Here is a 22,894-nt window from a genome sequence, read left to right on the forward strand (position 1 = left end):
GTCAGTAATTAAATTTATCGTTATTTTGTAACATAAAACTAATATTAAAATGGACACTACTGAAATAATCGGGACTAATATCAAAGAGTATAGAAAAGCTTTAGGATATAACCAAGACCATTTAGCGAATTACCTATCAATCTCTAGAGAACAAATTTCTAATTATGAACTTGGAAAAAGAGATGTCCCATATGAAAACATGGAAAAACTATGTAGTCTTTTCGGTATAGAACTAGAAGAGCTTTTAGAAGAAAATATAGATATTAAGAAAGCTAATCTTTCATTTGCTTTCAGAAGTAATGGCACAGATTCTGACATAAAAGCAATTGCCGATTTTAAAAAAATAGTTTTAAATTACATCAAAATCGATACATTAATTAATGATTTATAAAACACGAAAAAAAGCTACGGAGTTTAGAAATCAAAATGGGTATAGTAATTTAGAACCTATTGATTTAGAAAGCTTTCTCATTAAACTAAATGTAATTACTATATTTAAACCTTTGTCTCAAGATTTTTCCGGAATGGCTATTAAATCTAAAGACAAAAACTTTATGCTTATAAATTCTAATCATTCAATAGGGAGACAAAATTTCTCTATTTGTCATGAATTATATCATTTATACTTCGATCCAAATTTCACCCCACATAATTCAATTTCAGGAAAATTCGACAAAAGAACGAATGAATATTTAGCTGATATTTTCGCTTCTTACTTATTAATGCCAGATGATGCTATTTTAAATTTCATTCCTGATGAAGAATTAAAAAAAAATAAGATAAACTTAAAAACTATCCTAAAGACAGAACATTATTTCAAATGTTCAAGAACTGCTTTATTATTTCGCTTAAAAGAATTAAATGTTATTACAGATTCTAAATTTGAGGAATATAGACAGGATATTAAATTAAAAGCAAAACAAAACGGGTACTCTACTAAACTTTATGAACAAGGAAATGAAAACCTAGTAATTGGAGATTTTGGTTCAAAAAGCAGATATCTTTTTGAAAATGAAAAAATATCAGAAAGTCATTACTTAACCCTCTTAAATTCTATTGGTATAGATTTATTTAATGATTAACTTATGACTATTGATAAAAAAAAGAAAATAATCATTGATGCTGATATTATAATTCACTTTATCAAAGGAGATCAATTAGGTCTTTTATGCAGTGTTTTAGAGAATAAATTATACATCTTTAAAGAAGTATTTGACGAAGTCTTCAAAGGTCGTACTCGAACACAAATTGAAAATATGATTACATTCAAACAACTTGAAGAATTATCCATTAAAGCAGATATGAATGTATTTAGAGAATTTGCTAGACTAAAAAAAACTTATGGACCAGGAGAAAGTGCTTGCATGGCGTATTGTCGATTTAATAATGATGTACTTGCGAGCAGTAATTTAAAAGATATTAAAGCTTATTGTACAGAACATAAAATACAGTATTTAACAACAATGGATTTTATTTATATTGCCTTTTTAAATGGAAAAATGAACACTGTAGAATGTGATGATTTTATTTCAAAAGTACTTAAGAAAGGGAGTAAATTACCTTGTAAATCTATGCAAGAATATTTAACTAAATTTAAAAGTTAACATTGCCCAACACCGTATAAAATTAATTGCTAGTTCTAGCCTATTTACGAAAGTCCACGAGGACTTTCTATCTGTGATTTATTTGCTAACTTTAGTGCTTAAACAACGCAACTAATCTTATACAAACACGTTGGCAAAAACTGGTTGAAAGTCGCCAAAAAAACATAAGTTATTTAAATAAAGGTTTTGCTTAAAATTTGTGATTCAAAATTCTTTAATCTTATTACGTCGAAAAAACAAAAATTTAGAATATTGAAAACTCTCTCGCTCGTTAAAATTTGTAAAAATGGGAAAGTATTAGAATTTTAATAACAAGAATTTACTCAAACGCTGAAAAACCAAAATTGCGGAATTTAATAAAATACTGGAATTCTTACTCAAGTTCTGAATTTAGCAAGTTTGCGGAATTGAACAAATTGTGGAATTTTTACTCTTGTGAAAAATTGGAGCAAAATCCCAAAGTAAAAAATTAAACACTTTTAAAAGAAAAATTTAGAACTGTATCTTATAAAAAAAGGAAAATATTTTAAGAAGAAGTAGAAAATTATAGAAAAAATTAAGCGGAAATTAAAATACGCATTTGCCAACACCGTTTATAAAAAAATGCTAAATTAGTGCTTAACTAAAAGTTCGTTGCGTTTTTATGTACTTCTGATTTTCCGTTGGAAAATCCTCGCACACAAAACCGCAACTTTCCATAAACAAACTCGTTGGCAAAAACTAGTTGAAAGTCGCCAAAAAAACATAAGTTATTTAAATAAAGGTTTTGCTTAAAATTTGTGATTCAAAATTCTTTAATCTTATTACGTCGAAAAAACAAAAATTTAGAATATTGAAAACTCTCTCGCTCGTTAAAATTTGTAAAAATGGGAAAGTATTAGAATTTTAATAACAAGAATTTACTCAAACGCTGAAAAACCAAAATTGCGGAATTTAGTAAAATACTGGAATTCTTACTCAAGTTCTGAATTTAGCAAGTTTGCGGAATTGAACAAATTGTGGAATTTTTACTCTTGTGAAAAATTGGAGCAAAATCCCAAAGTAAAAAATTAAACACTTTTAAAAGAAAAATTTAGAACTGTATCTTATAAAAAAAGGAAAATAATTTAAGAAGAAGTAGAAAATTATAGAAAAAATTAAGCGGAAATTAAAATACGCATTTGCCAACACCGTTTATAAAAAAATGCTAAATTAGTGCTTAACTAAAAGTTCGTTCCGTTTTTATGTACTTCTGATTTTCCGTTGGAAAATCCTCGCACACAAAACCGCAACTTTCCATAAACAAACTCGTTAGCACACATTTGAGAAAAACTATGAGAATATTAATAATCTTAACTTTGATTTTCGGAATTAATTCTTGCACAGCGCAATCTGAATTGGAAAAACAACTAATCGGAAAATGGATTTTGGTTGCGGAAACGGACTCTTTTCCTGACGATATTGAGCCACTTACGGAAAATGATTCTAAATCGGAATCTGACTCAAAAACCGAATTGGAAACCACTCTGACTTTTAATAAGGACAAAACAATATTTATTAACCAAATGGGAAATGAATATGATGCGACTTATAAATTGACTGACTCAATTCTGACTATTGGAAATCGGAATTATATTCTGATTGAAGTTGACAAAAAGAAACTGATTTATAAAAATGAAGGAGGACTTTTTGACAAACATTATGAATATAAAAAGATGGAATAAAAATAAAAACGTGTGCTAACACCGTGTATAATTAATTGCTTGGTTTTAGCCTACTTGCGAATATTCCTGCGGAATATTCACGGGTTCGTGAAAGTTTGCTAAATTAGTTGCTTAACCACGCAACTAACCATACACAAAACCGTTAGTTTTCATTGCTCAGAAAAAATGAGAATATTAAAGAAAAAAGAGAATTATTGAGAATGTTTTTGAATAATTAAAAATCAATAAATCGTAAATTTTTAAACTCATAAAAAACGCTGTTTTGCATAAATCTAAAAAAAGAATATTTAGAGTTTTAAAGAAAAAGTTTAGAAAAAAACTAACAAATTGAAAATCTTTAAACTCGTGAAAAATTGCTGGTTTGACTAAATCCAAAAAAGAATATTTAGAATTTTAAAGAAAAAGTTTAATGAAATATAACAAATTTTGAATTTTAAACTCGTGAAAAAAAACTGTTTTACGTGAATCTAAAAAAGAATGTTTAGAATTTTAAAGAAAAAATCAAACATAAACAAATCTTGAATTTTAAATTCTTGAAAAACTTAGAAACGCAAAAAAACGTGCTTATAAAAATGTTTCGCAACGAAAAACTAACAACGTATATAATTAATTGCTGGTTCTCGCCTACATACGAAAATCCCTTGGGGGATTTTCTATTCCGATTTTTTTTACTAAATTTAGTCCAAAATAACGCAACAAATCATATACAAATCCGTTGGCAATAATTAAAATATGAATCATCTAAAAGATAAAATTTTTGAACTTCAAGAGAAACTTCAGTTTATAAATAATGAGTGGAAACCTGAAATAGTAAGCGAAGTCTATTCTAAATTACTTTTATACATTGAAAAGTATTTCCCAGAAAACAGACCTAGTTTTTTAAAAACCATTGACAGTATATCTTTAAGTTTTGATAACGAAAGTGATTATTATCTTGCAATTAGAGAATTAAACAACGCTCTTTCTACTATTCTTGAGTACATTGAACTAGAAAGTATTGAGGGCTCAAATTTTCAATCTGAATACAAAGAAACTCTTAAAGAAATTGAAAAAGAAAGAGATAATATTCAAAAAGAGGCAAATGAAATTAAATCCTTAAGAGAAAAATTAAATTCTGAACAAGCAAGAATTTCAGAAGAGGAAAAAAAATTCAATGTATTTAAATCAAAGCTTGAATTAGCTGATAAAAATATTGATTTTCAATTAGTCGCTAAAAAGAATCGTAACTCTGCTATAATTTGGCTTGTTATTGGAATTGCTTTATTGATATTTATTATTATTTCAGTTCATTCCTATTCTAAAGATTTTAGTTTAGTTTCAAGTGTATTTAAATCAGAGGATTTAACCCAAGTAAAACCTTTTAATGAAAATCTGAAATCTGAAACAATTAATTTTTATTACATAATTATTTTTAAAGCAATAACTCTAAAAATATTCTATTTATCACTTTTAATATTTGCAGTTAAAAAATGCTTTTCAAATTATAGCTCACTAATGCATAATTACATTATAAACAGTCATAAATCCAATGCATTAAAAAGCACTTTAAGTCTTTTAGACACAGCTAAAACTGAAGATGGTAATGATAAATTATTAGTACAAGCAACCCAAGCTATTTATTCCCATCAACAAACTGGTTATGAAAAAAATAAAGAAGGAAGCACTGAAAAAAGTGAAATTAACACAGTAATTGAAAGTATTGTTAAGAAATAACTATTGCCAACATCGTATATAATTTATTGCTTAGTTCTAGCCTACTTACGAAAATCCTCGCGGATTTTCTATTCGGTTTTTATTTGCTAAATTACGTGCTTAACCACGCAACAAACCATATACAAACACGTTGGCAAAAACTGGTTGAAAGTCGCCAAAAAAACATAAGTTATTTAAATAAAGGTTTTGCTTAAAATTTGTGATTCAAAATTCTTTAATCTTATTACGTCGAAAAAACAAAAATTTAGAATATTGAAAACTCTCTCGCTCGTTAAAATTTGTAAAAATGGGAAAGTATTAGAATTTTAATAACAAGAATTTACTCAAACGCTGAAAAACCAAAATTGCGGAATTTAATAAAATACTGGAATTCTTACTCAAGTTCTGAATTTAGCAAGTTTGCGGAATTGAACAAATTGTGGAATTTTTACTCTTGTGAAAAATTGGAGCAAAATCCCAAAGTAAAAAATTAAACACTTTTAAAAGAAAAATTTAGAACTGTATCTTATAAAAAAAAGGAAAATAATTTAAGAAGAAGTAGAAAATTATAGAAAAATTAAGCGGAAATTAAAATACGCATTTGCCAACACCGTTTATAAAAAATTGCTAAATTAGTGCTTAACTAAAAGTTCGTTCCGTTTTTATGTACTTCTGATTTTCCGTTGGAAAATCCTCGCACACAAAACCGCAACTTTCCATAAACAAACTCGTTGGGTGTAATTAAAAAATGAAAATATTTAACGACTTTATAAATTTTTATAATAATCAAAATTCAGAAAAATGGAATTTTGCGGAAAATTATGTTCCAGAAATTTTTGAATCAAAATTTATTGTTCATTGGATTTATGGAATAATTGAAAATTTTCCATTCGAGAAATATCCTTTAAAAAACGAAACATTTGAAGACCAAAACAAACGAGTGAAAATTGAAAAAGAATTTAATGTTTTACTTAAAAAAGAGGAACTGTATAAACCTGTTTCAATTAAATTTTTATCAGAAAAATTCAATGTAGAATACTCACAGAAAACTGTTGAATTAATTCCTGAAAACCCTGGAGTTCATTATTTAGAAAACTTAAGCATAAATAAACTTAAAGAATCTCTTGAGAGGCTGAAAGAAAAGTCAAAACTGAATTTGTTAATTTATGAAAACGAAGAATATAATTATCGAATTGAAGAAGTACAAAGAGAATATGAAAATATCGGTTTGGAAAAATATTTTGAAATACAGGAATTATATGGTTTTCAATTAGACACTTGTCTTTTCGAGGAAAATTTAAACTGGTGTTTAGTAACGGCTGAAGATGTACCAATTCTATTAGGTTGCAAAAAAGATTTGGAATCTGAAATTGAACAAAAAATGAATTTGGAATTATTTAAAATAGAGAATAAACAAGAAATGTATTAAAAAAAACTACACCCAACACCGTATAAAAAAAATCGCTAAATTAGTGCTCAAACAAAGGCAGTTGCATTTTTGCCAACTTCTGAATTTCCTTCGGAAATTCCTCGCTGACAAAACCGCAACTTTTCTTATACAACAACGTTGGCAAAAACTGGTTGAAAGTCGCCAAAAAAACATTAGTTATTTAAATAAAAGTTTTGCTTAAAATTTCTGATTCAAAATCCTTTAATCTTATGACGGCGAAAAAACAAAAATTTAGAATGTTGAAAACTCTCTCGCTCGTTAAATTTGTAAAAAGGGGAAAGTATTAGAATTTTAATAACAAGAATTTACTCAAGCGCTGAAAAAACAAAATTTCGGAATTTAGTAAAATACTGGAATTCTTACTCAAAACCTGAATTTAGCAAGTTTGCGGAATTGAACAAATTGTGGAGTTTTTACTCTTGTGAAAAATTGGAGTAAAATCCCAAAGTAAAAAATTAAACACTTTTAAAAGAAAAGTTTAAAACTGTATCTTATAAAAAAGGAAAATAATTTAAGAAGAAATAGAAAATTATAGAAAAAATTAAGCGGAAATTAAAACACGCATTTGCCAACACCGTTTATAAAAAATTGCTAAATTAGTGCTTAACTAAAAGTTCGTTGCGTTTTTATGTACTTCTGATTTTCCGTTGGAAAATCCTCGCACACAAAACCGCAACTTTCCATAAACAAACACGTTGGCAAACATTAAAAACTGAATAAGTTAAAATCAATATTTCACAGTAAATTTATGGAACACTTTTTCAGAAAAGACACTCGAATTGAAAATATAAAAAACATTATAAACCCTTTTCAAAAACAACTGAATAATGTTGCAGAATTATGTAAAGATGATAGTTTTGACTGGTGGGATAATTTCTATGCTGACGACACGGAACATTTGACAGGAACGGTTTTTATTATTTTACAAAACTATATAAATAGTAGTATTTCGGATTTATATCCTGACTTAACAAAACTTCATTTAAAGTATTCATTAGATCAAAAAGTTTTAGAAAATTCGAAAACAACAAGAATAGAGTTAATTATAACGATAGCAAACTATTATAAACATAGAGATTTACCAAGTGAATTACATAAATATACAATAAAACCACTTGAAGATTTAAATATAGAATATAAAGAAATTTACGATATTGAAAATAATAAATTTTTTCATAAAATGGGAGCTAGTTCTCCTGTTTTTAATGGGTTCAGTCTTTTATCTGAGAAATGGAATTTTAATGATTTAATTAAAATTGTAGAGGAATGGCGTGAAAACCTCTGGAATGAAGAAGAAAAAAAAGTTAACAAATATAAAAAACACACATTATAAAAAATGAAATCTCTTAAAAAATATGAACATATAACTGATTTAATACACTTTGCTGCACTAAACGAAAAAATTAGAGAAGAAATAAAAAAATATTATTTTATACCTGATATGTCTGGAAGAGCTAATTTTTTACATCTCTTTGAATATACAAATAAACCTGAACAAAAAATTTTCTCTTTATGTAATGAATATGAAGAATGGGAAGAGAAAAAAGAAGAGATTGAATTATATACTGAAACTGAATTTAAAATAAGTATTGTAGGAAACCCTCATTGGACACACTGTAAAAAATGTATTAAAAAATTCAATATTCGAAAAATAGATTAAAACAAAATGAAACGTTATAAAATTCAAATTTGTTATTGAATAAAAAAACGATTTGCCAACACCGTATATAATTTATTGCTAGCTTCTCGCTTACTTACGAAAGTCCTCGCGGACTTTCTTGGTCGGTAATTATTTACTAAATTAGTTGCTTTAAATACGCAACAAACCATATACAAACACGTTACCAAAAATAGCTCAATCACTCAAATCCTGAATTTAAAATAGCATTTAAAAGCTAAAAAAAAGAATTTAAAATTGCGGAACACTCTCTGAAGATTGGAAAATTCTGAAAGAATTTTGTTTACATTTTTGAGAATTTAGAAAAATAAAAAGTAAAAACTGAGCAGTGTGGAATTGAGCAAAATGCGGAGTAAAATCTGTGTAAAATTATCTTTAAAACGAAAACTCAGAAAGGCTGAGAATTTCTTTAAAATCAAAAAAAAAAGTAAAAATTATTGGCGGAATTAAGCATGTAAGAAAACACTCAAACGCTGAAAAACCAAAATTGCGGAATTGAGCAAGATGTGGAATTAAAATATTGGCGGAATTTTCACTCGAACGCTGAATTTAGAAAATAATAAGAAAAATTGGAAAATAAAAAAACTACTTTTGGTAACACCGTGTATAAAAAATTGCTTATTTTTAGCTTAACCGAAGGCAGTTGCATTTTTACTCACTTCAATTTTCCTGCGGAAAATAGCCGTTCATAAAAATCGCAACTTTCCATAACACAACAACGTTGTAAGTAATGCAGAAATCCTACTAAAATTGAACATTTGAACTAAAAAAGCCAACGCGCAAACAGCACATTTATTTTTTTGCCAACGCTAAATGCCAAATCTGAAAAAATAAAAGAGCTGTTTTTTGCCAACGCTCAGATAGGATTGAGGAAATCCGTAAAGCAATAAACAAAAAAAGAAATACATTAGCCAAATTGAATTATTCTGAACACATAAGCTAAAGCTAAAAAGCAAAAAAGCTATTTTTAGCAAACGCGAAAAAGAACTGACAAAAAGAGAATGAATGGCATACCATAATAATGAAGATATTTTTGATGACGAACCTATAGAATTAATAATAAGATTCGAAAATAAAGCAGTAAGTACTCTTAATAAACAAAATAAAGGAAGCTTTGAAGAATTAAAAAGATGGATTGAAAACAAATCAACAAAATGCTTCTTTCAAAAGAAAAATGAGGACGAACATAAAGTAATTTTTCACATTGAAAATAAGCAAATTGAAATTGTTTTAAAATGGCAAGAGCAAACTTTCGACTATAAAACAATAATAAATCAAAAATCAAAAAATGTAATATCTGAAATTCAACAACTCAATTCAGATGAATATACTGTTGCTGAAAATTGTACAGTAAAATTAATTGACTTCAAAAAACCTTATCGCTCGCAAAGAGAATTAGAAGATTTATATAGCAAAATATGTAATCTTGAAGTTTCGCCAAAATCAGAAATTGAAAATCAACAAGAAATTTGGGATAAATGGATTGAAGCACAACAACTCATTCTTAATAAAAATTCTCAACCATTAGAAATAGTCAGATACGACCAACCGATTAATATTAGCGAATCACTCTATCAATTTCGAGTTAAATTAAAACAAGAAGAAAATCCAGAGTTTAAAAATATTGAAAAGACTATTGCAGAAGAACCATTCAATCTAAACGAAAGAATAAATCCTGATGGAAGCCTATTTTTGAGATTTAAAGATATTAGTGATGTATTAGACAGAGTTATCCAAAAAGACTTTACAAACATACTCGAAAGGAATAATCAAATTGCTTGTGTACTTAAAATTACACCTTTTTCAATATCAAATAAAATAAGTAAAGCGTTTAACAACCGTTTTATTGTTTCAAATAATAGCGATACAATAAGTGTTTACATAAATAATTTCTCTCAAAAAAGAGAGGTTGTAGATAAAATGTTTTTAGAGCAATTTTACTTTAAAAGTTATGGAGCAGAGTTTGAAATTGACTGGCATTGCAATATAAAATTAGACAAAAACTTAAATATAGACGACCATTTATTGAGACGATTAAGACATAATGTTTTTTCACGAAAGCATAATGAAATTGATAGTCTAAAAAAAATGTACCAAGAATTAGTCACAATTTTCGGGAAAGAAAAAGTTAAGTCAAAAGTATATATACAATTCGACCAATCAAGAGTCAACGAACAAGTAAGGTTTGAAAACTCAACATTTAAAAACACTTTTTGGACTGAAATAAAACGAGAATTTTATTCATTCGATTTTGATACAAATGTTAGTGAATCACAACAAACTGTTGCTTTTGAATTTATAGATTATTCAGATTTAAAATTAAAATACGAGAAAATAAAATCTTTAAATAGATTTAATATTATGCTTTCGCCATTAAATGACGATTTTAAATTCAAAGTAAAAATTGACATTATAGCTAAAAAATCTAAAAAGGAAGAGTTCTTAGATAAAACTAAACATCTTGCAGGTTCTGAGTTTTATATAGATAAAGGAGATAATTTTGAATACAATAAAAGACAAGTAGTAATAGGAAATTTGAATGGACGAAATTCAGACTTCAATTATTATGTTTTCAATTTACCATATAAATGGTCAGATGATAAACGTCAAACAGATAAGTTTTTCAAATTTATTGAGGAAGAACCTAAAATAAAACTTGTTACACCAAATTTAAGAGGCGACCAAGCAAAAATATCTTGGTTAAATGAAGCAATGAATAAAATTACTAATCCAAAAGAAGGATTAGACTTAAAACCTGTAAACGAAAAAATCAAAGATTTTATTTTTGATAGTTCAAAAGCTGAAGAGATTTATAAAAACCTCTCAAAAGATGAGGAGGAATGGAATGAATTAAAAAGACACGAATTACTAATCTTAAACGATTCTCAAAGAAAAGCTGTTTTATCTGCTTTAAATTGTACAGATTTAGCATTGCTTCAAGGTCCACCAGGAACTGGAAAAACAACAGTAATTGCAGAAATGATTTGGCAAATGGTAAGAGTAAAACAAGAACAAAAAATTCTTTTAACCTCTGAAACAAACCTTGCTGTAGATAACGCATTAGAAAAATTACTAAACAAGAATCATACACTAGTAAAACCAATACGTTTTGGAAGAGCTAGTAAATTTGAAGAAGAAGGAAAAAAGTATGCATTTGAGCGTATAATGAAATGGGTTGATGAAAAATTTGAAACGGATGATAATTACGAAAATGAAGTTTTAGAAGAAGATGATGTTGAAATAGTTGAAGAAGATTTTTACAATAATTCTGTACAATTATGGATGCGAAGAATTGCTAACAATTCTCAACAATCTAATCCAAAATATAGTGACATTATGAAAGATTGGGCTTTTGAAATGGCTCAACCTGATAAAGAAATGAAAACCTTATTTAAAGATAAATACTTTAAATATGCAAATGTTGTTGGTAGCACAAGTAGTTCAGCAGGAAGTCCAAATTTCGGAGCAGATTATCAACGAATTTTCAACGATTATGAAGGCGAATTAGACATTGGACAATTATATAAAAAGACAAAAAATCTAAGTAAAAAATATAATGATTTTAATGGTAGATATCAAGGAATGAATCTTTACGATATAATCAAGCCAATTGAATTTGATACAGTAATAACAGATGAAGCAAGTAAAGCGACACCACCAGAATTATTACTACCAATGTGTTTTGGTCGCAAAAATATTATAATTGGCGACCATAGACAATTACCACCAATGCTTCACGATAAGACTTTCAAAGAAACATTAGAATCACTTGAAACAACAGAAGCAAAAGAATTAGCATCTGAAATTAATAAGGACTTTGTAGAAACTTCTCAATTTGAAAGATTAATAATGCATCCTAAAGTTTCACCAACCATTAAATCTACATTTAATGAACAATATAGAATGCATCCAAAAATCAACAATGTAATTAAACAATTCTACTTAGATGAAGGTGGTTTAGAACCTGGAAAGCCTATAAAGGAAAATGCAAATGACACCAATCTAAACAATCCGTTTTCTAGACATCACGGATTTTTACTTAATAAATTTATAAATCCAGATATTCATACTATTTGGGTTAATGTGGATGAACCAGAAGAATTAAGCGGAACATCAAGAATAAATAATTATGAAATTGAAGCTGTTGAGCTAGTCATAAAACTACTTAAAAAATCAAATGGATTTGAAGAGTATATGAAACATTGGCAAAACAGTAACGACAAAAATAAAGTTCAAGAAGAACAAGAAATTGGTTTAATTAGTTTTTACGGACATCAAGTATCAAAACTGAAAGAAGTTGCCTTAAAAGCAAGAAACAAATATGATATTCCAGTTCGATTAAATACTGTAGATAAATTTCAAGGAATGGAAAGAAATATCATTATTGTTTCTACAGTAAGAAGTGATAAAAAGATTGAAAACGGAGTAACAAAAACGAATAAAGATATTGGCTTTGCAAAATCACCAAAACGATTAAATGTTGCTTTATCAAGAGCAAAACGATTATTAATTGTAGTAGGTAATAAAAATATGTTCTATAACTTTAAAGATAATACTGGAATTCAAATTTACAAAAATGTAATTGACACAATTAAAAACGAAGGGATTGTTGTTGATTTTAGCGACTTAAAAAAAGAATTTGGAGATGACTAATGACCTAGACTACAACATATTTAAAGCAATAGAACAAGATAAAAAACTAACAGAAATATATCTTGGTTATAAACCTTTTGACTGGTTTTTTACAAAAGCAAAGTATTCTGCAACTTGTACAGAAGCAGTTGAATTTACATTGTTTGACAAGACTATTTGTGGTTTACTAAATATTGAAAACGCATTAAGCTTTGAAGAAATTGGCGAGATTTTAGGATTTAACGTAACAGATAATCCATCTCAAAAAAAATATAAAGATTTTGCAGAATATGAAATCTTGAAAGATGCTTTACAAAGTTTAGAAGAGTTTGAAATGATAACTACTGGAGATAATTCTTATTCTTATTGTCAATTGACAGATATAGGAAAGGAATACTTTCAAAAAGGCAAAAAATTTAAAGTCCATACAAATAAGCAGTTTGAGTTATATTTTGACAACACAAATAATGACCATTCAATAGCAAAAGATAATTTTGAGTTTTTGAAAAGTGTTAATGCTGAAGAAAATTCAATTAATTCTAGGATTAATTATGAAGATGAACAACTATTAAAATCATTTTCAGAAAATCAAATCCCTGAAATTTATAATGTTCAAAAAATGAATTCTTTTAAGGATTCTGTTCTAATCGAAAAAGAACATAAATCTGCTACTTTATATGCAGTCTTTTTGGTTGATGCAATTTCTGGAAAATATAGAACTCTTGTTTATGAAGAATATTCAAAAACAACTAAAGATTACTTTTCTTCATTTTTACACGAAAACAAAGTAAACGCAGACAATTTGTTTTTTCAAATTTTACAAAAATATGGTATTTATCAAAATCCAAATTCTAATGATTTTTCATATCGAGAAGTATTAATTAAATCTCAAAAAGAAATTGAAAGGATAATAGCTGAGGATAAAAATATTTCTGAAAAAATCGCAAAAAACATCAATCAACTAAAATTTATTGAACCATTTATGTTTATTGATAAATTAGATACAATTATCAAAAATTCAGAAAATGAAGTTTGGTTAATGTTTAATAAGGTTTCAGGTTTACTAATTGAAACATTATCTAAAATTATTATCGACATAAAAGATAAATATCTTTTCATTTATCTTCCTGTTAGTGTTGATTTAGAAACTGAATTAGAAGAGTTTAAAAGTAAAGTTTCAGAAACTTTAAATTCATATTTAATAATTGGCAACATAGATGAATTTAACGTAATAACTGAAAACTCAAACAAAACATCTATATATAAAAAAGAAATTTTTCCTTTAGAAATAAATAAAAAATCAATCAAATATCAATTCGTTAAAAAGTATTCAAATGTAGATATTAAAGAACATATTGACACTTTTAGACGAGATTTTGCAGATGAGTATGTAGAAAATATTAGTAATGAAATAGACTCTCTAATTGCTAAAAAAATAAATAGTGACGATTTATCTAATTATAGCATAGAAGAAATTAAGGATATTGATTTTAAAATAACCCCTTTTAATAACGTAACTGAATACGATTTAATTTTAAGTGAAATTAAAGAAAATAAGATAGCATTACTAAATGCTGTAAAAAATGCAAAAAACGGGAAAATAGAATCCTTCATTGCGTCAATGTTAGAAGAGCTGAAAAGTTTAGAGTTATCTGAAGAAAGAAAATTTAAAACTTTACAATCAAAAATAAATAAAGAAAAAGAAAAATTTAAAGAGATAGAATCTGGTTTATTTTTAGAATTGGAAAAGAAGTTTTTACTTAAAGAGAAAGAGTTTGAATTAATAAAAAAGAGGAAATCAATAATTATTGACACAAATATTCTAATAGAAGAACCAAAAATAATTGATATAATTGGTTCGCTTCAAAATATTATTTTTTCTGCTAAAGTCATTGATGAACTAGATGGTTTAAAAAATAGAAGTGAAACTAAAGAAAAGGCACAAGAAGCAATTAGAGAAATCCGCAAACATCAAAAAAATAGAAATATAAGCTTCAATACAAGTAAAGTTGATAACTTACCTGATGATTTAAATAAAAAATCACCTGATAATATGATTTTATCTGTCGCATTGCAATACCAAAAAAGAAACCCTATTCTTTTAACTAATGATAAAGGTTTGCAAATTAAAGCTGAAATGTTAGAGATTCCGGCTAAAACAATTACTGAATTAACCTCTTTACTTTCTCTTAGCAAAAGAAATAGAACCAACAATAGAAAAAAACGATAATATGTCTTGTTTTGAAACATCCACTTTCCTGAAAAATCCTCAAGTATTTAAAACAGAGGTTTTTATTGAAGCAGTTAAGAAATTTAACTGGGAATATGAAATTAAAAGTGATAATGAAGTTGTTGTTACTAAAATACCAAATACAAAGCTTCACGGAGAATATGCAATAAAAATTAAAAACGGAACAGTAACTTATAACAGTTATTACCTGAAAAACGGGAAAGAATTAGTTAAAGAATTACAGAGTGAGTTTTTTACTTTGAATGTAGAATACGCAAAAAAGACGATTCTTACAGAATTTGAAAGTGTTGGGTTCTCTCTAAAAAAAGACTATGACTTTGAACAAAATGAAGAAGTGAAACAGAAGTTTTTTATGGTTGGTTATTCTAAACTAGAAAATGAAGATGAAAAACGAACTGAAATAGAATTTTCAATTCTAAAAGATGGTACTATAATTTCTGATTCAAACTACATTCCATATGATGTTCACGAATTAGCAGATAAAGCAATGGAAGGAATAGATAAGTCATTCGGAAATACTAGAAGAGAAGGAATAGAAATAAAAAGAAAAGAAATACCTGTAAGATATAAAAACAAGTCTTACTGTAGTGCTTCAAATAAAATCATAGCAAAAAATTAAAACAATGGAAAAATCATTTGAAGATTTAAAATATATGCTTGATGCAAATTATCCTCTAATTTATCTTGCATCACCAGAATATGGTCGCATAATTCAAAAAGTTAGAAGCACAGCATTTAGAAAAGGATATGCATTTAGCACTTGGGATATTGTTGATGGTTTACAAATTCATAATAAAGATGAAAACTCAAATAAATTAGATAAAGTTGAGAAACATCCTAATAATGGCGAAACTAAAAATCCTGATTCATTTCTTGAATTTTTATTAAAAGGTAATAATGAGAATCAAGAATCAAAAGAGATTTTCATTATTGAAGATGCACATAAACAGTTTCGAGATGAAAAATTTGTGGTTCAATTAAGAAAACTTACACAATATTTTAAAGTATTAAATAAACACTTATTGTTATTATCGCCATTTTTTAAATTGCCTGTTGAGTTAGAAAAGTATGTTACAGTTCTAAATATGCCTTTACCAGATAAAAACGATTTAGAAAAAAGGTTGAAAGTAGTAACAAAGAATGAAGTTATAAATGATGATTTAAAAAATCTAATTTTAGATGCTGCTGCTGGATTAACCGATGTTGAAGCAGATTTGGCATTTCGATTGGCAAAAGAAAAAGTTGGACTAAACAAAAAAGAAGCCATAAGTATCATAGCAAGTGAAAAAGAACAAATTATAAAAAAAAGTGGAATTTTAGATTATTATCACACTTCAGAGGATTTAGATTCAAGCGTTGGTGGTTTAGATAGTTTAAAATTATGGTTGAAGCAAAGAAGTAAAGCATTTGAAAGAAAGGCAAAAGCCTTTGGTTTAAAAGAACCAAAAGGAATGTTGCTTTTAGGTGTTCCTGGAAATGGTAAAAGTTTAACAGCAAAGGCAATTGCTACAGAATGGAATCAACCATTATTAAAATTAGACATAGGTAAAGTATTTCAATCAGAGGTTGGTAGTAGTGAAAACAATATAAGAAATGCAATAATGACAGCAGAAGCAATCGCACCTTGTGTTTTGTGGATAGATGAAATTGAAAAAGGATTAAGTACTGGTGGTGGCGAAAAAGATGGAGGCACAAATTCAAGAGTATTTTCAACCATTTTAACTTGGATGCAAGAAAAAACTAAACCAGTTTTTGTAGTTGCAACTGCCAACAACATTAGCAATCTTCCACCTGAACTTTTAAGGAAAGGTCGTTTTGATGAAATATTTTTTATAGACTTACCAACCAAAAAAGAAAGGAAAAACATATTCGAAATTCATCTTAAGAAAAATAATCAATTAAATATAACTGACTTCAATCCAATAATTGATGAATCTAAATATTTCAATGGTGCGGAAATTGAAGAAACTGTTAAAGAAGCAATGTTTAAAGCATATATTGAAAACAATGAAGAACCTGCAATAAAATTATCACACCTTATTGAATCTGCAAAAGCAATTGTTCCTCTTGCTATTACAATGAAGAATAAAATTGACGGATTAAGAGATTGGGCATCAACAAGAGCTAGACCAGCAAGTTCTGATACAGATAAAGAAGATTTAAAGAAAGATGAAACTAAAACTCAAACATTGACAAAACGAGAAAAGGAAGAAGATATATTTTAGAATACTAACCTTTTGAAAATAGACTGACTGAAAACAAAAGGACTATAAAGAATATTAATTGAATGAAAAGCCAACGCTCAAAGCCATACACATTCGCAATTCGCTACAGCCAACGCTACGCCAAAAATTGCAAAAGAGTATGTCTTGCCAACGCTCACATTTGAACTAAATAACAAACATCGGAAAACCAAGCTGAATAAAAAAAGCACTACTTACAACACCGTGTATAATTAATTGCTTGACTTATAATTACTTACGAAAGTTTTCGCAAACTTATAATTCAATTTTTATTTGCTAAATTCCGTGCTTAATCACGCAACTAATCATACACAACAACGTTATGTGTAATAATGACCCGTCCTGAAATAAGGCTACATAATTTTAAACATTATGTATAGAAATGACAAAGTAATTAGACGGTATTCAGAACCTTTTAAATTAAAAATTTTAGCCGAACTTACAATCGGAAAACACACAAAGAGCGAACTTTGTAAACTCTACTCAATTGCACCTACAACAGTAAATGTGTGGATTAAAAAGTACAATCGTAAAGACTTAATGAACACCAGAGTAAAAGTGGAAACAAAAGACGAAATATCTAGAATTAAAGCGCTTCAAAAAGAGATTGAACAGCTTAAAAAACTACTACTTAAAAAGGATCTCGATGCTATGGTAGAAGAATCCTATTTAGAAGTAGCTGCAGAAGACCTCGGCTATAAATCTATTGCTGAACTAAAAAAAAAGTTAAGTATAAAGCCTTAATAAAAGCTAAAGAGAAATCTAAGAGATTTGCGTCTTTAACGACTATAACCCATTGTTTTGGACTTAAACGTGATGCCTATTATAAATACAAATCTAGAGCTGATAAACGTTTAATACTAGAACAACAGATTATAAATATTGTTAGAAAAAGATGCAAATCTCTTCCTAGAGAAGGGGTGCGTAAGCTTACTAAATCTTTAGATATAGATTTTAATAAAGTAAATATTAAAGTTGGTAGAGATACTTTATTTAATGTCCTTAGAAAACACTAAATGCTAACACTTAGAAGGAAAACTAGTGCCAGAACAACAAACTCATATCATCGATTTTATAAGTATAATAATATTATAAAAAGACTTAGAAATTACAAAACCTAATCAGGTTTGGGTAAGTAATATAACTTACATCAGAACCGTAAAAGGATTTTGTTACTTGGCTTTAATAACAGATGTACTCTCGAAGAATTGTTGGTTAAGACCTTAGTAATAGCTTGGAATTAAAAGGATGTGTGAGAGCGCTAAATAAGGCGATTTATAAAGCTAAAAACATTAATGGACTTATTCATCATTCAGACAGAGGAATACAATATTGCAGTAATGTATACACTCAAATATTAAAAAGAAAGAAAATAGATATCAGTATGACTGAAGAAAATCATTGTTCCGAAAACGCCATGGCTGAACGTGTAAATGGTATTTTAAAAGATGAATTTTATCTCGACCAAACCTTTGATAACGTGGCTCACGTTAAGAGAGCCACAAAAAGTGCAATTAATTTATACAACCAAATAAAATTACACTTATCTTTAGATTATAAAACACCAAATATGGTATATCAATTATCAGCTTAAATCAATTTTAACTTGTAAACATATTTCAGAACTAAACATGCTCGAAAAAACATAGTTTTAAACCAGAAAAATAAGGCTTGAAAAATAGAAACATAAAAAACAATAAAATATGAACTTTTTAGAAATTACATTATCAAACAGAACAATGTTAATACTTGGAGCAGTATCAGGAATAGCAATTATTATATTTATAACTTTTCTAATTGCAAAACGTTACAATAAAAAATCGAATGCTATAAAATAAGAATAATTCTGAATTTTGAGAATAATTCAAAATATGAGTTTCTCATTTTTTTAAACTTGTTTTCGGAATAAAATTATGAGTTAAAAACACAAATTAAACTGAGAGTTGAATTTAACAAGTTGAGAAATTGCTATCTCAAAACCTGAATTTAAACTTAAAAATAACCAAACATAAAAAATCTAACAAAGAAAAAATTTGGTTTAATTATAATATTAATTCTTGCCCTTGCAGAAGTTGGTTTATCTTTCATAACAGGAATATTGTTTCCTTTTACAAGTATGTACTTTCCTGAAATAGGTTGACTAAAAATTAAACACTTAATTATAGCCACTTATGAAAACTAAAAAGCAACCTTGGCGAAAAAAAAACATACGAAAAAGCAACTTTAGAACTCAAATTATTCATCGTTGACCAAATTCAGAATGGGCAAATCTCTACAAACTTTGCTTCCAAAAAATATGATGTTCCTAGAACTACAATTGGGTGTTGGATCAAAAAACACAGTACTTTAGTACAACAAAACGCTGGCATGAGTAAATTAAACGAGATTAAAAAACTAAAGGAACGTATTGAAGAACTAGAGTTTGTAAAAGACTCTCAGTAAGATGTCATTGCAGATATGGAAATCATTACAGGTGTTGGTTTATCAAAAAAGCCCTTACCCAAAACATTAGCGAAAGAGATAGAACTAAAAAAGAAAAACCGTTTAAAAGAAAATGGTTCTATCAGTGTTTTGGAATTAGTAAACAAGCCTTCTACAAAAAATGTAAAACATAAGAAGTCAAACAAATAAATTCCGAAAACTTATTGTAATGGTACAAGCTTACCGAAAACAAGTAAGCATGAGAACTGTCGGAATTAAGCTTTATACTGAACTCAAACCAGACTTTATAAAGCAGGACATAAAAATAGGCAGAGACAAATTTTACGACTTTTTAAGGCTTTATAACCTGCTCGTTCCTAAGCTTAAAAATTACGTAACAAACTACAAAGTCTAACCATCAATTTAGAAAGTACAAAAATATAATTAAAGACCAAATCCCTACTCGTACAGAACAACTCTGGGTAAGTGATATAACATGCATTAAAACTGACAATGGACACAATTATCTAGCAATCGTTACAGATGCCTATTCGAAACAAATTATGGGCTATAAACTAGATAATAACATGAAGACATCACTTTGCGTAGAAGCACTGAAAATGGCTATTAAAAACAGAAAACACCCTAACAAAAGACTTATACATCATTCTGACAGCCGTTTTCAATACTGTAACTCTAAATATACAGCCTTTGCAGAATAAAATGGCATAATGATAAGCATGACAGAACAATATGCCCCATATGAAAATGCTATTGCAGAACGAATTAATAGAACTTTAAAATATGAATACGTACTTAGAAATTGTATTAAAAACACTGCCACTGCTCAATAAGTTACAAAACAAGCAATATATATTTACAACAATTTAATAACCCATTTTAGCTTAGACTTAAAGAAACCTGCAGAAGTACATTTAAATCCAATCATCAAATACAAATCATATAGAGGAAATAATGTAAATTTGACTGAACTAACAATTTAAAACAAAACTAGTCTAAATTATTTTTTTGATTTTTAAACGGATAAAAAATCTTTTGAACGGTATAAATTAACCTAAAAAAAGGTCAACCTATATCAGTATAAAACATACCAAAAAAGCATCCAATTCTGTTAGAATTGGATGCTTTTTTGGGAAATAAAATCCATAGAAATTATATTCTAAATTGCAGAAAGGAAGGGATTCGAACCCTCGGTACCGTTACCAGTACACTACCTTTCCAAGGTAGCTCTTTCGACCACTCAGACACCTTTCTTTTTACAAATAAAGCTCTATTAATCCCTCAGGAGTTTCAACTTCAATTGTATTATTTTCTCTATCCACTTTCTTAATAAATTCATCAACCATAGGAATAAAAATTTCTTTTCCTTCTCTATCTATTTCAAAAAGTGGTTGTGCAGCTTTGTCGTTTATATGAACAATTTGTCCAACTTCTCCAAAATTTACATCAACAACTGTAAAACCGATTACTTCATGAAAATAAAACTTATCTCCAGATAGTTTTGGTAACAAAGTTGAAGGCAAGTAAATACCACATTTTAGAATCGAATCTGCTTCTTCGTCAGAATAAATATCTTCAAACTGAACACGTAATTGATTTCCTTTGTGTAGTGAACTTTTTTCAATAAAAAATGGAACCAGGTTTGTGCCGAATTCGACATAAACTGATTCCATTTCTTTGTACAACTCAGGTTCATCGGTATCTAATTTGATAACAACTTCTCCCTTAAAACTATATTTTGTAACGATTTTGCCTAAATAAAAACAATCTTCTTTACGCATCTTCGTATAAATTTATAATTTATTCTGCTGCTTTTTCTTGTGCTTCATCAATTGTTTCAGGAGCTGCTTCCGCTGCTTCTTCAACCTCAGCAACCTCTTCAACAACTGGCTTAGCTGCTTCAATTCTTGCTTCGTTTACAGCTTTTTCTGCTGCTAATGCTTTCGCTTTTGCTTCAGATTCTGCTTTAGACAAACCAGCTTCTTTATCAGAAATTTTAGTAGCTTTTTCTTCTAACCAAGCTGCAAACTTTGCATCTGCTTGTTCTTGAGTTAAAGCACCTTTTCTAACACCACCTACTAAATGATTCTTTAACATTGCACCTTTGTAAGATAAAATGTTTTTTGCAGTATCGGTTGGTTGTGCACCATTTTGTAACCATTGTACAGCTTTATCAACGTTTAAATCGATAAGTGCAGGGTTAACGTTAGGATTGTAAGTACCTATTTTCTCTAAGTATTTACCATCTCTCTTTGCACGAGCATCAGCGGCAACGATCCAATAGAATGGTTTCCCTTTTTTACCGTGTCTTTGTAATCTAATCTTTACAGACATAATTTGTTAATTTTTTAAGGTTCTCGACCTAGATTATTAATAACCTTACTATCTCGTAGTAAGTGGGCGCAAAAATACAAAACCTTTTCAAACTAAAACCCTAAATATCAATATTTTTTATGGCGTTTTAACAGGCTTTCACTACTCGCTTTTTTTCGTACTTCAAAAAGAGCTCAAACAGACCGTTCAATTCTTAACGCACGCACTCTTCTCTTATCAAAAATCATGAAAACAACCTTAAAATTAAATGAGTCAAAATCTAAACCTTATGAATTAATAATAAAGCCTAATCTTTAATAATTTTGTTTCAACAAACAACAGATGCGAAACAATACACATCTTAAAACAATATATTGGAATTTAAAATGACAATGATATTATGAAGTACACAGAAAAAATTTCGAACAAGTTAAACGAATTATTAGAGAAAAATTATGATGCCGAAAAAGGGTATTTAAACGCTGCAGAAAATGTAGATAGCACCAAATTAAAAATTTTCTTTAAAAGTAGAGCTTCTGAGCGAAGTCTGTTTGCAAAAGAATTAAGAACAGAAATTTTGTCTTATGGCCAAATTCCTGAAGATGATGGATCTATTAAAGGAGTAATGCACAGAAATTGGATGTCGTTAAAATCTTTATTTAGTGCCAACGACGAGAAAGCAATTTTAGAAGAAGCAATGCGAGGAGAAAAAGCAAACTTAGAAGAGTATAAAGAAATTTTGAAAGAAGATGCTTTTGCACCTTCAACGCAAAAAATGTTAGAAGAACAGCAACAAAAAATTCAAGCAGCTATTAATACATTAATGGTAGAAGAAGAATTGTCATAATAGTGTCAAATTAACAGGCACAATACTTAGTATTGGTTG

21 protein-coding genes and 1 tRNA gene are annotated in these 22,894 nt (G+C 28.1%); 19 read left to right on the top strand and 3 right to left on the bottom strand.

The genetic code is table 11. The annotated features are described in order from the left end of the window. Positions 1–49 precede the first annotated feature (49 nt). The 18 genes from CW731_RS05775 to CW731_RS05855 all read left to right on the top strand — a co-directional run bounded on the left by CW731_RS05775 (position 50) and on the right by CW731_RS05855 (position 20,528). Complete coding sequence (locus CW731_RS05775) at positions 50–391, top strand: helix-turn-helix domain-containing protein (RefSeq protein WP_100945828.1); 342 nt, start codon at positions 50–52, stop codon at positions 389–391. Beyond that, positions 381–1,082, top strand: coding sequence for an ImmA/IrrE family metallo-endopeptidase (locus CW731_RS05780; RefSeq protein WP_100945829.1), 702 nt, complete (start codon positions 381–383; stop codon positions 1,080–1,082). The genes CW731_RS05775 and CW731_RS05780 overlap by 11 nt, the downstream gene beginning before the upstream one ends. Before the next feature lie 3 nt (positions 1,083–1,085). Then, positions 1,086–1,604 carry a hypothetical protein gene (locus CW731_RS05785; protein ID WP_100945830.1) on the top strand — a complete coding sequence of 173 codons (519 nt, stop codon included), beginning with the start codon at positions 1,086–1,088 and terminating at the stop codon, positions 1,602–1,604. Between the two features lie 1,313 nt (positions 1,605–2,917). Beyond that, positions 2,918–3,307 carry a hypothetical protein gene (locus CW731_RS05790; RefSeq protein ID WP_100945831.1) on the top strand — a complete coding sequence of 130 codons (390 nt, stop codon included), beginning with the start codon at positions 2,918–2,920 and terminating at the stop codon, positions 3,305–3,307. A 732-nt stretch (positions 3,308–4,039) separates the two neighbouring features. Continuing rightward, positions 4,040–5,020: a hypothetical protein gene (locus CW731_RS05795; RefSeq protein ID WP_100945832.1), complete on the top strand. Its 981-nt coding sequence runs from the start codon at positions 4,040–4,042 to the stop codon at positions 5,018–5,020. A gap of 727 nt (positions 5,021–5,747) precedes the next feature. Then, the gene (locus CW731_RS05800; protein WP_100945833.1) at positions 5,748–6,428 is read left to right on the top strand and encodes a hypothetical protein; all 681 of its coding nucleotides are present in this window, start codon (positions 5,748–5,750) and stop codon (positions 6,426–6,428) included. A 769-nt stretch (positions 6,429–7,197) separates the two neighbouring features. Further along, complete coding sequence (locus CW731_RS05805) at positions 7,198–7,782, top strand: hypothetical protein (RefSeq protein ID WP_100945834.1); 585 nt, start codon at positions 7,198–7,200, stop codon at positions 7,780–7,782. 3 nt (positions 7,783–7,785) lie between these two features. Continuing rightward, positions 7,786–8,109 (top strand): hypothetical protein, encoded by a 324-nt coding sequence (locus tag CW731_RS05810; RefSeq protein ID WP_100945835.1) that lies wholly within the window; start codon positions 7,786–7,788, stop codon positions 8,107–8,109. 1,023 nt (positions 8,110–9,132) lie between these two features. Then, a complete protein-coding gene (locus CW731_RS05815) occupies positions 9,133–12,780 on the top strand; it encodes an AAA domain-containing protein (protein ID WP_100945836.1) in 3,648 nt (1,215 codons plus the stop codon). Continuing rightward, positions 12,773–14,989: a PIN domain-containing protein gene (locus tag CW731_RS05820; RefSeq protein ID WP_100945837.1), complete on the top strand. Its 2,217-nt coding sequence runs from the start codon at positions 12,773–12,775 to the stop codon at positions 14,987–14,989. The genes CW731_RS05815 and CW731_RS05820 overlap by 8 nt, the downstream gene beginning before the upstream one ends. Before the next feature lies 1 nt (position 14,990). Further along, positions 14,991–15,629 (top strand): hypothetical protein, encoded by a 639-nt coding sequence (locus tag CW731_RS05825; protein ID WP_100945838.1) that lies wholly within the window; start codon positions 14,991–14,993, stop codon positions 15,627–15,629. A 4-nt stretch (positions 15,630–15,633) separates the two neighbouring features. After that, positions 15,634–17,235 carry an AAA family ATPase gene (locus CW731_RS05830; protein WP_198519856.1) on the top strand — a complete coding sequence of 534 codons (1,602 nt, stop codon included), beginning with the start codon at positions 15,634–15,636 and terminating at the stop codon, positions 17,233–17,235. A gap of 390 nt (positions 17,236–17,625) precedes the next feature. Then, positions 17,626–17,997 (top strand): transposase, encoded by a 372-nt coding sequence (locus tag CW731_RS05835; RefSeq protein ID WP_100945294.1) that lies wholly within the window; start codon positions 17,626–17,628, stop codon positions 17,995–17,997. 490 nt (positions 17,998–18,487) lie between these two features. After that, complete coding sequence (locus CW731_RS05840) at positions 18,488–18,847, top strand: integrase core domain-containing protein (RefSeq protein ID WP_100945839.1); 360 nt, start codon at positions 18,488–18,490, stop codon at positions 18,845–18,847. 109 nt (positions 18,848–18,956) lie between these two features. Next, positions 18,957–19,091 carry a hypothetical protein gene (locus tag CW731_RS15875; RefSeq protein ID WP_302849641.1) on the top strand — a complete coding sequence of 45 codons (135 nt, stop codon included), beginning with the start codon at positions 18,957–18,959 and terminating at the stop codon, positions 19,089–19,091. 619 nt (positions 19,092–19,710) lie between these two features. Further along, positions 19,711–19,884 (top strand): hypothetical protein, encoded by a 174-nt coding sequence (locus CW731_RS15775; RefSeq protein WP_232734734.1) that lies wholly within the window; start codon positions 19,711–19,713, stop codon positions 19,882–19,884. Between the two features lie 245 nt (positions 19,885–20,129). Then, the gene (locus tag CW731_RS15945) at positions 20,130–20,396 is read left to right on the top strand and encodes a DDE-type integrase/transposase/recombinase (RefSeq protein ID WP_368356662.1); all 267 of its coding nucleotides are present in this window, start codon (positions 20,130–20,132) and stop codon (positions 20,394–20,396) included. Between the two features lie 9 nt (positions 20,397–20,405). Beyond that, the gene (locus tag CW731_RS05855) at positions 20,406–20,528 is read left to right on the top strand and encodes an integrase core domain-containing protein (protein ID WP_100945841.1); all 123 of its coding nucleotides are present in this window, start codon (positions 20,406–20,408) and stop codon (positions 20,526–20,528) included. A 334-nt stretch (positions 20,529–20,862) separates the two neighbouring features. Here CW731_RS05855 and CW731_RS05860 read toward each other — a convergent pair. The 3 genes from CW731_RS05860 to CW731_RS05870 form a co-directional block, all read right to left on the bottom strand. Continuing rightward, a tRNA-Ser gene (locus tag CW731_RS05860) sits at positions 20,863–20,949 on the bottom strand. 2 nt (positions 20,950–20,951) lie between these two features. Continuing rightward, a complete protein-coding gene (gene rimM, locus CW731_RS05865; protein WP_100945842.1) occupies positions 20,952–21,476 on the bottom strand; it encodes a ribosome maturation factor RimM in 525 nt (174 codons plus the stop codon). A 19-nt stretch (positions 21,477–21,495) separates the two neighbouring features. After that, positions 21,496–22,029, bottom strand: a complete 534-nt coding sequence (locus CW731_RS05870; protein WP_100945843.1) for a 30S ribosomal protein S16 — start codon at positions 22,027–22,029, stop codon at positions 21,496–21,498. 379 nt (positions 22,030–22,408) lie between these two features. On the opposite strand from CW731_RS05870, the gene CW731_RS05875 reads away from it, so the two are divergent. Beyond that, positions 22,409–22,855 carry a PA2169 family four-helix-bundle protein gene (locus CW731_RS05875; RefSeq protein ID WP_100945844.1) on the top strand — a complete coding sequence of 149 codons (447 nt, stop codon included), beginning with the start codon at positions 22,409–22,411 and terminating at the stop codon, positions 22,853–22,855. Positions 22,856–22,894: the final 39 nt, after the last annotated feature.

Source organism: Polaribacter sp. ALD11 (genome assembly GCF_002831685.1).
Lineage (GTDB): Bacteria > Bacteroidota > Bacteroidia > Flavobacteriales > Flavobacteriaceae > Polaribacter.

Coding starts and splice junctions, on each gene's coding strand:
- CW731_RS05810 (WP_100945835.1), top strand. CDS start 7,786: ATGAAATCTCTTAAAAAATATGAACATATAACTGATTTAATACACTTT.
- CW731_RS05875 (WP_100945844.1), top strand. CDS start 22,409: ATGAAGTACACAGAAAAAATTTCGAACAAGTTAAACGAATTATTAGAG.
- CW731_RS05805 (WP_100945834.1), top strand. CDS start 7,198: ATGGAACACTTTTTCAGAAAAGACACTCGAATTGAAAATATAAAAAAC.
- CW731_RS05775 (WP_100945828.1), top strand. CDS start 50: ATGGACACTACTGAAATAATCGGGACTAATATCAAAGAGTATAGAAAA.
- CW731_RS05855 (WP_100945841.1), top strand. CDS start 20,406: ATGATAAGCATGACAGAACAATATGCCCCATATGAAAATGCTATTGCA.
- CW731_RS05795 (WP_100945832.1), top strand. CDS start 4,040: ATGAATCATCTAAAAGATAAAATTTTTGAACTTCAAGAGAAACTTCAG.
- CW731_RS05835 (WP_100945294.1), top strand. CDS start 17,626: ATGTATAGAAATGACAAAGTAATTAGACGGTATTCAGAACCTTTTAAA.
- CW731_RS05800 (WP_100945833.1), top strand. CDS start 5,748: ATGAAAATATTTAACGACTTTATAAATTTTTATAATAATCAAAATTCA.
- CW731_RS05785 (WP_100945830.1), top strand. CDS start 1,086: ATGACTATTGATAAAAAAAAGAAAATAATCATTGATGCTGATATTATA.
- CW731_RS05825 (WP_100945838.1), top strand. CDS start 14,991: ATGTCTTGTTTTGAAACATCCACTTTCCTGAAAAATCCTCAAGTATTT.
- CW731_RS05820 (WP_100945837.1), top strand. CDS start 12,773: ATGACTAATGACCTAGACTACAACATATTTAAAGCAATAGAACAAGAT.
- CW731_RS05870 (WP_100945843.1), bottom strand. CDS start 22,029: ATGTCTGTAAAGATTAGATTACAAAGACACGGTAAAAAAGGGAAACCA.
- CW731_RS05780 (WP_100945829.1), top strand. CDS start 381: ATGATTTATAAAACACGAAAAAAAGCTACGGAGTTTAGAAATCAAAAT.
- CW731_RS05815 (WP_100945836.1), top strand. CDS start 9,133: ATGGCATACCATAATAATGAAGATATTTTTGATGACGAACCTATAGAA.
- CW731_RS15875 (WP_302849641.1), top strand. CDS start 18,957: ATGAACTTTTTAGAAATTACATTATCAAACAGAACAATGTTAATACTT.
- rimM (WP_100945842.1), bottom strand. CDS start 21,476: ATGCGTAAAGAAGATTGTTTTTATTTAGGCAAAATCGTTACAAAATAT.
- CW731_RS05830 (WP_198519856.1), top strand. CDS start 15,634: ATGGAAAAATCATTTGAAGATTTAAAATATATGCTTGATGCAAATTAT.
- CW731_RS05790 (WP_100945831.1), top strand. CDS start 2,918: ATGAGAATATTAATAATCTTAACTTTGATTTTCGGAATTAATTCTTGC.
- CW731_RS15775 (WP_232734734.1), top strand. CDS start 19,711: ATGGAAATCATTACAGGTGTTGGTTTATCAAAAAAGCCCTTACCCAAA.